The sequence below is a fragment of the Mycobacterium sp. 852002-51971_SCH5477799-a genome (genome assembly GCF_001667145.1).
In the GTDB taxonomy this organism is placed as follows: Bacteria; Actinomycetota; Actinomycetes; order Mycobacteriales; family Mycobacteriaceae; genus Mycobacterium.
Window position 1 is genome coordinate 78,120 of the sequence record NZ_LZIF01000106.1, and the last position, 13,836, is coordinate 91,955.

At 67.5% G+C, this 13,836-nt stretch carries 13 protein-coding genes; all 13 read left to right on the forward strand.

What is annotated here, in order from left to right; translation table 11 throughout:
• Positions 1–6 precede the first annotated feature (6 nt).
• The 13 genes from A5753_RS16100 (at position 7) to A5753_RS16160 (ending at position 13,700) form a co-directional block, all read left to right on the forward strand.
• Positions 7–846 (forward strand): ABC transporter ATP-binding protein, encoded by an 840-nt coding sequence (locus tag A5753_RS16100; RefSeq protein ID WP_067129977.1) that lies wholly within the window; start codon positions 7–9, stop codon positions 844–846.
• Positions 839–1,771, forward strand: a complete 933-nt coding sequence (locus A5753_RS16105) for a glycosyltransferase (RefSeq protein ID WP_067129980.1) — start codon at positions 839–841, stop codon at positions 1,769–1,771. The genes A5753_RS16100 and A5753_RS16105 overlap by 8 nt, the downstream gene beginning before the upstream one ends.
• Positions 1,772–1,820: 49 nt before the next feature.
• A complete protein-coding gene (locus A5753_RS16110; protein WP_067129984.1) occupies positions 1,821–2,651 on the forward strand; it encodes an ABC transporter permease in 831 nt (276 codons plus the stop codon).
• A 322-nt stretch (positions 2,652–2,973) separates the two neighbouring features.
• On the forward strand, positions 2,974–3,744 hold the full coding sequence (locus A5753_RS16115) for an alpha/beta fold hydrolase (RefSeq protein WP_067129988.1): 771 nt from the start codon (positions 2,974–2,976) through the stop codon (positions 3,742–3,744).
• Positions 3,745–3,822: 78 nt separating this feature from the next.
• Entirely contained in the window at positions 3,823–4,302 is a 480-nt protein-coding gene (locus A5753_RS16120) for a GreA/GreB family elongation factor (protein ID WP_067129991.1), read from the forward strand.
• A 43-nt stretch (positions 4,303–4,345) separates the two neighbouring features.
• On the forward strand, positions 4,346–4,780 hold the full coding sequence (locus A5753_RS16125; RefSeq protein ID WP_067129994.1) for a GtrA family protein: 435 nt from the start codon (positions 4,346–4,348) through the stop codon (positions 4,778–4,780).
• Positions 4,781–4,812: 32 nt separating this feature from the next.
• Positions 4,813–6,204, forward strand: a complete 1,392-nt coding sequence (locus A5753_RS16130) for an FAD-binding oxidoreductase (RefSeq protein ID WP_067129997.1) — start codon at positions 4,813–4,815, stop codon at positions 6,202–6,204.
• Between the two features lies 1 nt (position 6,205).
• On the forward strand, positions 6,206–6,970 hold the full coding sequence (locus tag A5753_RS16135) for a decaprenylphospho-beta-D-erythro-pentofuranosid-2-ulose 2-reductase (protein ID WP_067130001.1): 765 nt from the start codon (positions 6,206–6,208) through the stop codon (positions 6,968–6,970).
• A 2-nt stretch (positions 6,971–6,972) separates the two neighbouring features.
• Entirely contained in the window at positions 6,973–8,895 is a 1,923-nt protein-coding gene (locus A5753_RS16140) for a galactan 5-O-arabinofuranosyltransferase (protein WP_067130004.1), read from the forward strand.
• Positions 8,896–8,901: 6 nt separating this feature from the next.
• Positions 8,902–12,165 (forward strand): arabinosyltransferase domain-containing protein, encoded by a 3,264-nt coding sequence (locus tag A5753_RS16145; protein WP_067130007.1) that lies wholly within the window; start codon positions 8,902–8,904, stop codon positions 12,163–12,165.
• Between the two features lie 109 nt (positions 12,166–12,274).
• A complete protein-coding gene (locus tag A5753_RS16150) occupies positions 12,275–12,598 on the forward strand; it encodes a helix-turn-helix transcriptional regulator (protein ID WP_067130010.1) in 324 nt (107 codons plus the stop codon).
• A complete protein-coding gene (locus tag A5753_RS16155) occupies positions 12,595–13,080 on the forward strand; it encodes an SRPBCC family protein (RefSeq protein WP_067130012.1) in 486 nt (161 codons plus the stop codon). Before A5753_RS16150 ends, A5753_RS16155 begins: the two co-directional genes overlap by 4 nt.
• Complete coding sequence (locus A5753_RS16160) at positions 13,077–13,700, forward strand: maleylpyruvate isomerase family mycothiol-dependent enzyme (protein WP_067130015.1); 624 nt, start codon at positions 13,077–13,079, stop codon at positions 13,698–13,700. The genes A5753_RS16155 and A5753_RS16160 overlap by 4 nt, the downstream gene beginning before the upstream one ends.
• Positions 13,701–13,836: the final 136 nt, after the last annotated feature.

The window sequence follows — 13,836 nt, forward strand, 5'->3', positions numbered from 1 at the left end:
TTGACGGTGTCTGGTCCTCACATCGAGACGCACAACGCGTGGGTGGAGTTTCCCATCTTCGACGCCAAGTCGCGTTCGTTGAAGAAGGCCTTCTTGGGTAAGGCCGGCGGCACGATCGGCCGCAACAGCTCCAACGTGGTGGTGGTCGAAGCGTTGCGCGACATCACCATGTCCCTCGAGCTGGGCGACCGGGTCGGGCTGGTGGGCCACAACGGGGCGGGCAAATCGACTCTGCTGCGCCTACTTTCGGGCATCTACGAACCCACCCGTGGTTGGGCGACGGTCACCGGCCGGGTCGCGCCGGTCTTCGACCTCGGCGTCGGCATGGACCCCGAGATCTCCGGTTACGAGAACATCATCATTCGCGGCCTGTTCCTGGGTCAGACGCGAAAGCAGATGCTGTCCAAGGTCGATGAGATCGCCGAGTTCACCGAGCTGGGCGACTACCTGTCCATGCCGCTGCGCACCTATTCCACCGGGATGCGTGTCCGGCTCGCGATGGGCGTGGTCACCAGCATCGACCCCGAGATCCTGCTGCTCGATGAAGGCATCGGCGCGGTGGACGCCGACTTCTTGAAGAAGGCGCAGTCGCGGTTGCAGAGCCTGGTCGAGCGCTCCGGAATCCTGGTTTTCGCCAGCCATTCCAACGAATTCCTGGCCCGTCTGTGCAAGACGGCGATGTGGATCGACCATGGCGTCATCCGCATGTCCGGCGGCATCGAAGACGTGGTGCGCGCCTACGAAGGGGAGGACGCGGCCCGGCACGTTCGCGAAGTGCTGGAAGAGACGCAGCAAGCGAATCGGGTCGAGACACCCCTGGCCCAAAGAGCATCCGGGAATGAGTGAGACTATCTTCGCCGTCGTCGTCACCCACCGGCGCCCCGACGAGCTGGCCAAGTCGCTCGATGTGCTGAGCACGCAGACCCGGCTGCCCGATCACCTCATCGTGGTGGACAACGATTTTTCCGGCGAAGCACCGGACTCCGGCCGGGTAGGCGACCTGGTGGCCGGCCAACCGATCCCGACCACTTACCTGGCCTCACACCGAAACCTCGGCGGCGCAGGGGGTTTCGCGCTGGGCATCCTGCACGCGTTAGCTCAGGGCGCCGATTGGGTGTGGCTGGCCGACGACGACGGGCGCCCGCAGGACACGAGGGTTCTGGCCACCCTGCTGGCCTGTGCCGAAAAGCACGGCCTGGCCGAAGTGTCTCCGATGGTCTGCAACTCCGACGACCCGGAACGGCTGGCCTTCCCGCTGCGCCGCGGGTTGGTATGGCGCAGGCGCGCAAGCGAATTGCGCACCGAAGCGGGACAGGGCTTACTGCCGGGAATCGCCTCGCTGTTCAACGGCGCGCTGTTCAGGGCCACCACCCTGGAGGCGGTCGGCGTCCCGGACCTGAGGCTGTTCATCCGCGGCGACGAGGTGGAGATGCATCGCCGGCTGGTTCGGTCCGGCCTGCCGTTCGGGACCTGCCTGGACACGATCTACCTGCACCCGTGCGGGTCCGACGAGTTTCGGCCGATTCTGGGTGGCCGCATGCACACCCAGTATCCCGACAACCACACCAAGCGGTTCTACACCTACCGCAACCGCGGCTACCTGCTGTCGCAGCCCGGCCTGCGCAAACTGCTGGTACAGGAGTGGGTCCGGTTCGGTTGGTTCTTCCTGGTGACGCGTCGCGACCCGCGCGGTCTGGCCGAATGGATCCGGTTGCGGCGCTTGGGGCGTCGCGAGCAGTTCGGCACGCCAGCAGAGGAGCGGCGCAGATGACCCGCGCCGGCGACGATGCAGAGCGCAGCGATGCGGAGGAGTGGCGCACATGACTTTCGTCGACGCGGCGGCACAGTCGCGCACCCTTACCCGCGCCCGGGGCGACCTCGTCGCGGGCTTTCGCCGGCACGAGCTCTGGCTGCACCTGGGCTGGCAGGACATCAAACAGCGCTACCGCCGCTCGGTGCTGGGACCGTTCTGGATCACCATCGCAACAGGAACCACGGCCGTCGCGATGGGGGGCTTGTACTCCAAGCTTTTTCATCTCGAACTGTCGCTGCATCTGCCGTATGTGACGCTGGGGCTGATCATCTGGAACCTGATCAATGCCGCCATCCTGGAGGGCGCCGACGTCTTCGTCGCCAACGAGGGACTGATCAAGCAACTGCCGACGCCGCTGAGCGTCCATGTCTATCGGCTGGTGTGGCGGCAGATTATCCTGTTCGCGCACAACATCGTCATCTACGTCGTCATCGCGATGATCTTTCCCAAACCGTGGTCATGGGCCGACCTTTCGGTCATCCCGGCGCTGGCGCTGATCGTGCTCAACTGCATCTGGGTGTCACTGTGTTTCGGCATCTTGGCGACCCGCTACCGCGACATCGGCCCGTTGCTCTTCTCGGTGGTGCAGCTGCTGTTCTTCATGACGCCGATCATCTGGAACGACGACACCCTGCGACAGCAAGGCGCGGGGCGCTGGTCGAAGATCGTCGAACTCAATCCCCTGCTGCACTACCTCGACATCGTGCGCGCCCCGCTACTGGGCTCCCATCAGGAACTGCGGCACTGGGCCGTGGTGCTGGTGTTGACGGCCGTCGGCTGGCTGCTGGCCGCAATCGCGATGCGCCAATACCGCGCCCGGGTGCCCTACTGGGTGTAGGGGTTCCCGCGGGTCGAACAGTGGCCCGCCCTGATGTCGGTGGTAGGGCGGCGGGACGGTTGCGCTATGCAATTGCGCTGATCGTCCCGCTCGACGCCGCTGGGGCCCGGTGCCGTTGCGCGTCCACACAATCCGGTGCGCCACACTGACGCGCCGCTCTGCGCGCGCAGAGGTAGGTCACACGGAGACGCCCTGTTGTCACATTGCGCAACCGAGCGGTGTCTAAAGGCCATCAACGAGTCGGCGAAGTACGCCGGCGCGGGTTGGTTGGCGATAGCCGCCATCCTGGCTCAGGCGAACGGCACCACAGCGAAGGAACCCCATGACCACCAACCAGCCACTTCTTCTCCTGCACGGCCTGATGATGTCCGCCGGGGTGTGGGCCGACGTCATCCCGCTGCTCGCCGATCGTCATGACGTCATGGCACCCACCGCCCTCGGCCATCGCGGCGGGCCAAAGCTCACCGGCAAAGCCACCGTTGCGGCCCTCGCCGATGAAATGGAGCGTCTCCTGGACGTCCGAGGACTCGATCGCATTCACATCGCCGGAAATTCGATGGGTGGGTGGATGGCTATCGAACTGGCCCGCCGCGGCCGAGCACTTACCGTCTGCGCCTTCTCACCGGCAGGATTCTGGACGCACGGTACAAGCGACGAAACTCTTGCCAGCGGCAGGGTTCGGCGCGCTAGACGTCGGGCGCATCTGGTTCGACCGGTGGCACCGGCGTTGCTCCGCTTCGCATGTCTTCGCCGACTGGCGATGCAGGATGCCGCCGATCACGGTGAACGACTCACCCCTGCGCAGGCCCTCGATGCCCTCCTCGACCTTGCAAGATGCACCGCCGCCGAAGACATGCTGCAACCATCCGAGAGCGTCGAACCTCTCGATCCGCTGCCCTGCCCAATGACCCTGGCATGGTCGGGCAACGACCGCATTCTTCCGCCACACGTCTACGGCGCCACCGCCCGAAAACGGCTTCCCGGCGCCGAGTACTTGCTACTCCGCGACGTCGGTCACGTGCCGATGATCGACAATCCGCGGCTATGCGCTGACACGATCCTTGCCACCACCCGGGCACTCGCGCCGCGCTGACGCAGAACGCTGGCGGCCCGCTCGTCGTGGTGTCACACTGGAACGCCACCTGAGCAACCGGGCGAAAGGTCCACCGACGTGAGCAAAAAGGTCCCATCGGCAGCGGACGCCGCGCGGAACAACCTCGAAGCGGAACTGGACCGGCTACGGCAACGGCGCGAGCGGCTCGAGGCCGAGGTCAAGAACGACCGCGGCATGGTGGGCGATCACGGGGATGCGGCCGAGGCGATCCAGCGCGCGGAGGAACTGGTGGTCCTCACCGACCGGATCGGCGAGTTGGACCGGCGTCTGCGGGCCGGGCCGTCGGACGCCGACGCCTCGGAGACGCTGCCCGGCGGCACCGAGGTGACGCTGCGGTTCGCCGACGGTGAGGTGGTCACGATGTACGTGATCTCGATCATCGAAGAGACACCGGTCGGCCGGGAGGCTGAGACGCTGACCGCGCGCAGCCCCCTGGCCCAGGCCTTGGCCGGGCGCAAACCCGGCGACACGGTGACCTACTCGACGCCGCAGGGCGAGAACCAGGTCGAGCTGATCTCGGTCAAGCTGCCCCGCTGACGCTTGCCGGGGCGCGCCCGGCGACCCCGTTAGACTCCCCTGGATGGTTGCGCCGCTACCCGATTCCGCGTCCGAAGACGTGCGCCTGGACTTGAGCCTGAAGACGCAGGTCGTCCGGTTCGTCGTCACCGGCGGCATGGCGGGAATCGTGGACTTCGGGCTCTACCTGCTGCTGTGGAAGGCCTTGGGCGTCCAGGTTGACCTGTCCAAGGCGACCAGCTTCGTCGTCGGCACCATCACGGCCTATCTGATCAACCGCCGCTGGACCTTCCAGGCGACCCCCAGCACCGCCCGGTTCGTCGCGGTCATGGTTCTCTACGCCATCACGTTCGCCGTCCAGGTCGGGCTCAACCACCTATGTCTGGCGCTTCTGCACTACCGCGGCTGGGCGCCGCTTGTCGCATTCGTGATCGCGCAGGGCACCGCGACGGTGATCAACTTCGTCGTGCAGCGGGCCGTAATCTTCCGCATCCGCTGAGCCGCGCTGCGCAAGCGGTACCCTCTTTGACGATGTCGAGCACCGATCCCCTGACCAAGCCCGCCCGGCTGATGGGCTTCGGGCGCACCGCGCCGTCAGTCGCCCAGGTGCTCTGTACCCGCGATCCGGAGGTGATCGCCAAGGCGGTAGCCCGGGTGGCCGACTCGGGCGATCCCAAGAGCCGCGGCGTGATCGCCCGCGGACTGGGCCGCTCCTACGGCGACAACGCGCAAAACGGCGGCGGCCTGGTGATCGACATGACCGGGCTCAATCGCATCCACTCGATCAGCGCCGACACCCGACTGGTCGACGTCGACGCCGGCGTCAGCCTCGACCAGTTGATGAAGGCGGCGCTGCCGTTCGGGCTGTGGGTTCCGGTGCTGCCGGGAACGCGCCAGGTCACCGTCGGCGGCGCGATCGCCTGCGACATCCATGGCAAGAACCACCACAGCGCGGGCAGCTTCGGTAACCACGTCCGGTCGATGGACCTCCTCATGGCCGACGGCACCGTGCGCACCATCACCCCCGACGGGGACGATGCCGAGCTGTTCTGGGCCACCGTCGGCGGCAACGGCCTGACCGGAATCGTGCTGCGCGCCACCATCGCCATGACGCCGACGGAGACGGCCTACTTCATCGCCGACGGCATTGCCACCAAGGACCTCGACGAAACGGTCGCCGTTCACCTCGACGGCAGCGAGGCCAACTACACGTACTCCAGCGCCTGGTTCGATCTGATCAGCCCGCCGGCGAAGCTGGGCCGGGCCGCGGTCAGCCGCGGCAGCCTGGCCAAGCTCGATCAGCTGCCGAAGAAGCTGGCCAAGAACCCGCTGAAATTCGATGCGCCGCAGCTGTTGACGGTGCCGGACGTGTTCCCGGTCAGCGCGATGAACAAGCTGTCGTTCATGGCGATCGGCGAGGTGTATTACCGGCTGGGCGGGACCTACAGCGGCAAGATCCAGAACCTCTCGCAGTTCTACCACATGCTCGACCTGGTCAGCGGCTGGAACAATGCCTACGGCCCAAGGGGTTTCGCCCAACACCAGTTCCTGGTCCCGCCGGACGCGATGGACGAATTCAAGGCCATCATTCGCTGGATCCAGACCAGTGGCCACTACTCGGCGCTGAACGTGTTCAAGCTCTTCGGCCCGGGCAACCGCGCGCCGCTGAGTTTCCCGATGGCCGGCTGGAACGTCGCCATGGACTTCCCCAACAAGCCGGGGATCAACGAGTTTCTCAACGAACTCGACCGGCGCGCACTGGAATTCGGCGGAAGGGTCTACACCGCAAAGGATTCTCGCGTGAGCGCCGAAACCTTCCACGCCATGTATCCGCGCATCGACGAATGGATCGCGGTGCGCCGCAAGGCCGACCCCTTGCGGGTATTCGCCTCCGACATGGCCCGACGTTTGGAGCTGCTCTGACATGGTGCTCGATGCCGTAGGGAATCCGCAGACGATTCTGCTGCTCGGCGGAACCTCCGAGATCGGCCTGGCAATCTGCGAGCGCTACCTGCAGAACGCGCACGCGCGGATCATGTTGGCCGCCATGCCCAGTGACTCCGGACGCGATGCCGCAGTGGCCCAAATGCAGGCCGCCGGCGCCCGCTCGGTCGAGCTGATCGATTTCGAAGCCACCGACCCCGACACCCACCCCAAGATGATCGAGGCGGCCTTCGCGGGCGGCGACGTCGACGTGGCCATCGTCGCGTTCGGCATCCTCGGGGACGCCGAAGAGCTGTGGCAAAACCAGCACAAGGCGGTGCTGGCTGCCGAAATCAATTACACTGCAGCTGTTTCGGTGGGCGTGCTGCTGGGCGAGAAAATGCGGGCGCAGGGCTTCGGCCAGATCATCGCGATGAGCTCGGCCGCCGGGGAGCGGGTGCGGCGGTCCAACTTCGTCTACGGCTCCACCAAGGCCGGATTGGACGGATTCTACCTGGGGCTTTCAGAGGCATTGCGGGAGTACGGAGTTCGCGTGCTGGTGATCCGGCCCGGCCAGGTGCGTACCCGGATGAGCGCGCACGTCAAGGAAGCGCCGCTGACCGTCGACAAAGAGTATGTCGCCAACCTCGCGGTGACCGCGGCCGCCAAAGGTAAGGAATTGGTTTGGGCACCAGCAGCATTCCGTTATGTGATGATGGTGTTGCGACACGTCCCGCGTCCCATCTTCCGCAAGCTTCCCATCTGACGATGCGGAGCGCGCTGGCCACCCTCGGCCAGATGGCCTTGGCGGTCCTGGTCGCGGTTGTCGTCGCGGCGGTATCGCTGATCGCCATTTCCCGGGTGCAATGGCCGGCCTTCCCGTCCTCCAACCAGCTGCACGCGCTGACCACCGTCGGGCAGGTCGGCTGCCTGGCCGGGCTGGTCGCCGTCGGCTGGGTGTGGCGGCGCTGCGCCCGCCCGCGCAGCCGTCTGCTGACCCAATTGGGTGGGCTGGTCTTCGTGTCCGCCTTCACCGTCGTGACGCTGGGGATGCCGCTGGGCGCGACCAAGCTGTATTTGTTCGGCATCTCCGTGGACCAGCAGTTCCGCACGGAATACGTGACCCGGCTCGCCGACAGCCCCGCCCTGCGCGACATGACCTATCTCGGGCTGCCGCCGTATTACCCGCCGGGCTGGTTCTGGATCGGCGGGCGCGCCGCGGCGCTCAGTGGGACGCCGGCGTGGGAGATCTTCAAGCCCTGGGCCATCACGTCGATCACCATCGCGGTCGCGGTCGCACTGGTGCTGTGGTCGCGAATGGTCCGATTCGAATACGCGTTGATCGTCACCGCCACGACGGCCGCGGTGACGCTGGCCTACGGTTCTCCCGAGCCCTACTCGGCGATGATCACCGTGCTGTTGCCGCCGGTGCTGGTGCTGACCTGGTCGGGTCTGCGCGCCGGTGACCGTCCGGACGCGCCGCCCGGCGCGGGCTGGGGTGCGGTCGTCGGCACCGGGATCTTTCTGGGCTGGACGGCCACCTGGTACACGCTGTTGTTCGGGTTCAGCGCGTTCGCGGTGGGATTGATGGCCCTGTGGCTGGCCGGTGTGCGCTGGCAGCGGAACCGCAACACCGGCGGCCTCAAAGCCGCCCTCGATCCGCTGCGCCGGTTGGCCGTCATCGCCGGCATCGCCGTGGTGATCGCGTGCACGACGTGGCTTCCGTTCGTGGTGCGAGCGGTCCGCAGCCCGATCAGCAACTCCGGCAGCGCCATGCACTACCTGCCGGCCGACGGCGCCGAGTTGACCTTCCCGATGCTGCAGTTCACGCTGCTGGGCGTCGTCTGCCTGATCGGCACCCTGTGGCTGGTGCTGCGGGCCCGCTCCTCGGTGCGGGCCGGCGCCCTGGCGATCGGCGTGCTGGCCATCTACCTGTGGTCGCTGCTGTCGATGCTCACCACGCTGGCGCGCACCACCTTGTTGTCGTTTCGGCTGCAGCCGACCCTGAGCGTGTTGCTGGTCACCGCCGGGGCGTTCGGCTTCCTCGAACTCGCGCAGGCGCTGGCCGCCGCCGGCCGCGACCGCGGCTGGGGTCGCGTTATCGCCCCGGTAGTGGGCGCCATCGGCCTGGCCGCCGCGATCGCGTTTAGCCAGGACATCCCCGACGTGCTGCGGCCCGACCTCACCATCGCCTACACCGACACCGACGGTCACGGACAGCGCGGGGACCGCCGGCCGCCCAGCGCCGAGAAGTTCTACGCCACAATCGATAACGCCATTACCCGGGTGACCGGCAAGCCCCGCGATCAGACCGTCGTGCTGACGGCCGACTACAGCTTCCTGTCCTTCTACCCCTACTGGGGATTCCAGGGGCTCACCTCGCACTACGCCAACCCGCTCGCCCAGTTCGACCTGCGCGCCGCGCAGATCAACAAGTGGTCCAACCTCAAGACCGCAGACGAGTTGATCCATGCCCTGGACACCTGCCCGTGGCCGCCGCCGACGGTTTTCCTGATGCGTCGTGGCGCCGGAGGCAATTACACGCTGCGACTGGCCGAGGACGTCTACCCCAACCAGCCCAACGTGCGGCGCTACACCGTAGATCTGCGCGGAGCCCTGTTCGACAACCCGCGCTTCGTTGTCCAAACCGTCGGCCCATTTGTGCTGGCCATCCGCAAGCCGGGGTCCTAACTGCTGATGAGTACCGACACTGCGCCTCCAACGGCCGAAGAACTAGCATCTAGCTCCGTGAACGACAGGGAAGCGAATCACCGGATCGCCCGGCTGGTTGCTTCTGTTGCCGGGCTGCTCGGAGTGCTGCTGGCGATCGCCACCCCGCTTCTTCCGGTCGACCAGACCACCGCGCAACTGAACTGGCCGCAGAACGGCACCTTCGGCAGCGTCGACGCACCGCTGATCGGCTACGTCGCCACGGATTTGACCGTCGCCGTCCCGTGCCAGGCCGCCGCCGGGCTGACCGGCGGAGGCAACGCCGGCAAGACGGTGTTGCTGTCGACGGTGCCCAAGCAGGCACCGAAGGCCGTCGACCGCGGTCTGCTGATCGTGCGCGCCAACAACGACCTGGTGCTGGTGGTGCGCAACGTCCCGGTGGTGACCGCGCCGCTGAGCCAAGTGCTCAGCCCGGCCTGCCAGCGGTTGACCTTCACCGCACACGCCGATCGGGTCACCGCCGAGTTCGTCGGGCTGACCCAGGGGCCCAACGCCGAGCATCCCGGCTCGCCGCTGCGCGGCGAGAAAAGCGGCTACGACTTCCGGCCCCAAATCGTCGGCGTCTTCACCGATCTGAGCGGTCCGGCGCCGTCCGGCCTGCACTTCTCGGCGACCATCGACACCCGCTACAGCAGCAGCCCCACGCCGCTGAAGATGGCCGCGATGATCCTCGGGCTGGTGCTCACGGCCGCCGCCCTGGTCGCCCTGCACGTCCTCGACACCGCCGACGGAACCCGGCACCGCCGCTTCCTGCCGGCCCGCTGGTGGTCGATCGGCGGGCTGGACGCCCTGGTCATCGGCGTGCTGGTGTGGTGGCATTTCGTCGGCGCCAACACCTCCGACGACGGCTACATCCTGACCATGGCCCGGGTATCCGAGCACGCCGGCTACATGGCCAACTACTACCGCTGGTTGGGCACGCCCGAGGCGCCGTTCGGCTGGTACTACGACCTGCTGGCGCTGTGGGCGCACGTGAGTACCACCAGCGTCTGGATGCGGTTGCCCACCCTGGCGATGGCGCTGACTTGCTGGTGGGTGATCAGCCGTGAAGTCATGCCGCGGCTCGGCCACGCGGTCAAACAGAACCGCGCCGCGGCCTGGACCGCCGCGGGCATGTTCCTGGCCGTCTGGCTGCCGCTGGACAACGGCCTGCGCCCGGAGCCAATCATCGCCCTGGGCATCCTGCTGACCTGGTGCTCGGTGGAACGCGCGGTGGCGACCAGTCGGCTGCTGCCGGTGGCGATCGCCTGCATCATCGGTGCGCTGACCCTGTTCTCCGGGCCGACGGGCATCGCCTCGATCGGCGCGTTGCTGGTCGCGATCGGGCCGCTGCGGACCATCCTGCACCGCCGCTCCACACGGTTCGGCGCGCTACCGCTGATCGCGCCCCTGCTGGCCGCGGTCACGGTCACCACCATCCTGATCTTCCGCGACCAGACCCTGACCGGTGAGATCCAGGCCACCATGCTCAAGCGCGCGGTCGGACCCAGCCTCAGCTGGTTCGACGAACACCTCCGCTACGAGCGGCTGTTCATGGCCAGCCCCGACGGGTCGGTCGCCCGCCGCTTCGCCGTGCTGGCCCTGATCCTCGCGCTCGGGATCACTGTCGCAATGTCGTTGCGCAAGGGCCGGATTCCGGGCACGGCCACCGGACCGAGCCGGCGCATCGTCGGGATCACCATCATCTCGTTCGTGGCGATGATGTTCACGCCCACCAAATGGACCCACCACTTCGGGGTGTTCGCCGGACTGGCCGGGCCGCTGGGCGCGCTGGCCGCGGTAGCGGTGACCTCCGTGGCGATGCGCTCGCGGCGCAACCGGACCGTATACGCCGCCGTGGTGCTGTTCCTGGTGGCGTTGTCGTTCGCCAGCGTCAACGGCTGGTGGTACGTCTCGAATTTCGGTGTGCCGTGGTCGAATGAGTTCCCGGCCTGGCACTACGCCTTCGCCACCGCGCTGCTCGGGTTGACCGTGGTGGTGCTGCTGCTGGCTGCGTGGTTCCACTTCGTCGACCCGGACAACGGGCCACCCAAGACCCGCCTGGGCGCCCGGGCCGCCGGAATCGTCCAGTCCCCCTTGGCAATTGCGACCTGGGTGCTGGTGGTGTTCGAGGTCGCATCGCTGACCCTGGCGATGACCGGCCAGTATCCGGCGTGGTCGGTCGGTCGTTCCAACCTGCAGGCTTTGACCGGCAAGTCCTGCGGACTCGCCGAAGACGTGCTGGTGGAACAGGACCCGAACGCCGGGATGCTGACACCGGTGAACGCATCGGCGGCCGACGCGCTGGGCGCCGGCTTGTCGGAAGCCTTCACGCCCAACGGGATTCCCGCCGACGTGCGCGCCGACCCGGTGATGGAACGCCCGGGTGACCGCAGCTTCGTCAACGACGAGGAGAAGACCGGCAGCAACCAGGCCGGCACCGAGGGCGGCACCACCCCCGCACCGGGGATCAACGGATCGTCCGCCCAGCTGCCCTTCTACCTCGACCCCGCGCACACACCGGTGCTGGGCAGCTGGCGCTCCGGGATCCAGGTGCCCGCGCACCTGCGGTCCAGCTGGTACCGGCTGCCCGCCCGGGACACGGCCGGACCGCTGCTGGTGGTGAGTGCCGCCGGTCGCTTCGACCCCCGCGAAGTCCAGGTGCAGTGGGCCACCGACGACCAGGCGGCCGGCGGACACCCCGGCGGTTCGCTGCAATTCGCGGACGTGGGCGCGTCGCCGGCGTGGCGCAACCTGCGGTTGGCGATGTCCGCAATTCCGAACACCGCCACCCAGATTCGGCTGGTCGCCGACGACGAAGATCTGGCCCCGCAGCACTGGATCGCGCTGACCGCGCCGAGAATCCCGCAGCTGCGCACGCTGCAGGACGTGGTGGGCTCCACCGACCCGGTGTTCCTGGACTGGCTCGTCGGGCTGGCCTTCCCCTGCCAGCGACCCTTCGGCCATCAGAACGGCGTCGACGAGACCCCGAGATGGCGCATCCTGCCCGACCGATTCGGCGCCGAGGCGAACTCACCGGTGATGGACAACAACGGCGGCGGCCCGCTGGGCGTCACCGAACTGTTGACCAAGGCGACCACCATGGCCACCTACCTCAGGGACGACTGGTCTCGCGATTGGGGCTCGCTGCAACGGCTGACGCCCTATTACCCCGACGCGCACCCCGCCCACCTGCTGCTGGGGACGGCGACGCGCAGCGGCCTGTGGGGCCCAGCGCCGCTGAGACACTAAGACGCACAACGGATTTCGAAAGTCCGTGCGCGGCTGGGGCGAATCGGGCGTGCATAGGCCGGCTCACAACCCTTGAGGTCCGCCATCGGTAAGCCTAGACTTACGGTTCGTGGTCACTTACCAAACGAGTGGCGTCTGGCTGGCGCTGGCGGACGGGACGCGGCGGGCCATCGTGGAGCGCCTCGCGCACGGCCCGTCGGCGGTCGGCGAGTTGGCCCGCGATCTGCCGGTCAGCAGGCCGGCGGTGTCCCAACATCTCAAGGTGCTCAAGTCCGCCGGGCTGGTGCGCGACCGCGCCGCGGGAACCCGTCGGGTCTATCAGCTCGACCCCACCGGTCTGCAGGCATTACGCGCCGATCTCGACCGGTTCTGGACACAGGCGCTGGCCGGCTACGCGCAGACCATCGACGAAATGAACGAAGGAGCAACATGACGCAGCGGACTCCCGACGTCAACCACCACGTCGTCGTCAACGCCCCCATCGAGCGCGCGTTCGCCGTGTTCACCGAGCAGTTCGGCGCATTCAAACCGCGTGAACACAATCTGTTGGCGGTGCCGATCGCCGAGACGGTGTTCGAACCCCAAGTGGGCGGCCATATTTACGACCGAGGCGTCGACGGCAGCGTGTGCCGATGGGCGCGAATCCTGGTCTACGAGCCGCCCCACCGCGTGATGTTCAGCTGGGACATCGGCGCGACTTGGCAACTGGAAACCGACCCGGCCAAGACCAGCGAGGTCGATGTGCGCTTCACCGCCGAGTCCGACGAACGCACCCGGGTCGAACTACAACACCGCCATCTGGACCGGCACGGGCCGGGTTGGGAGTCCGTCGCCGACGGCGTCGACGGCGATGCGGGTTGGCCGTTGTACCTGAACCGGTACGTGGAGCTGTTCAGCGGTGGTGAAACGCGATGAGCTCCGACCTGATGACCATGGCGCGCGAGGAGCGGGCCGACCTCGCGGAATTCCTCGCCACCTTGCGGCCGCAGGATTGGGACGCGCCCACCCTGTGCACCCGATGGACCGTGAAAGACGTTGTCGCACATGTGATCAGCTACGAGGAGCTGGGCGCGCTGGGGCTGCTCAAACGGTTCGCCAAAGGCTGGATCGTGCGGGCAAACCAGGTGGGCGTCGACGAATTCGCGGCTATGACCCCACAACAGCTGCTGGAATTCCTGCGCAGCCACCTCCAACCACGCGGATTGACAGCGGGTTTCGGCGGGATGATCGCACTCGTCGACGGCACCATCCATCACCAGGACATCCGGCGCGCGCTCGACCGGCCGCGCGAGGTGCCACCCGAACGGCTCACGCGAATCCTTCCCCTGGTCCCCGGTAATCCCCGACTCGGCGCGGGACGCCGGATCCGGGGCCTGCGCCTGCGCGCCACCGATGTCGAGTGGACGCACGGCGACGGGCCCGAGGTGATCGGCCCCGGCGAGGCGCTCCTGCTGGCCATGACCGGACGCCCGGCCGCCCTGGCCGACCTGGCCGGGCCCGGGGTCGCCCCGCTGGCGGACCGCGTCCGCGGGTAGCGCCCGGTGGCCGACTGCTTGTGTCGAGACGGCGCGCGGGCCCTCGTGCGCGTCGGATGACAGCGACGGTCCGACTCGTCGCCGAGGCGCTGCGCGGCCCCGCGTCCTCATCGGACTAAGCCGCGTCGCTTACGAT